The sequence below is a fragment of the Dyella kyungheensis genome, from assembly GCF_016905005.1.
In the GTDB taxonomy this organism is placed as follows: domain Bacteria; phylum Pseudomonadota; class Gammaproteobacteria; order Xanthomonadales; family Rhodanobacteraceae; genus Dyella; species Dyella kyungheensis.
In genome coordinates this window covers 1-326 of the sequence record NZ_JADIKC010000027.1, presented here as the reverse complement: position 1 = coordinate 326, position 326 = coordinate 1, and the positions used below count along the sequence as shown (strand labels likewise).

The following is a 326-nucleotide window of genomic DNA, read 5'->3' as shown; positions in this document are numbered from 1 at the left end:
GCCAGTCACGCCTTCCTGCCGGAAGACGATTCGAACGCCGCGGCCGCCGGACTCATGCAGCGCGTGGTCGATGCGGTGGCGGCGCATCCGCAAGGTGGCGCCTGCGATGTCACCCAGAAGATGCCGGTAACCAATCCACCGGCCGCGCCCGACGAGCCGTATCGCAAAGTGGCGGTGAGCATCACCCTGCATTGCGATATCCAGCCGCTGGCCGAAACGCTGCACGATCTGGAGCAGGGCACCCCGTATCTGTTCGTGGATGACTTGAGCATCTATCGCAATCCGGTGGCCGCGATGCAGCAAGCGGCCGTGCCGCTGGAAGTGCA

1 protein-coding gene is annotated in these 326 nt (G+C 65.0%); it reads left to right on the top strand.

Going from position 1 to position 326, the window contains the following annotated elements; translation table 11 throughout:
• On the top strand, nucleotides 1-326 hold a 326-nt coding region (gene gspM / locus ISP20_RS21455), incomplete at both ends, for a type II secretion system protein GspM (protein ID WP_239536276.1).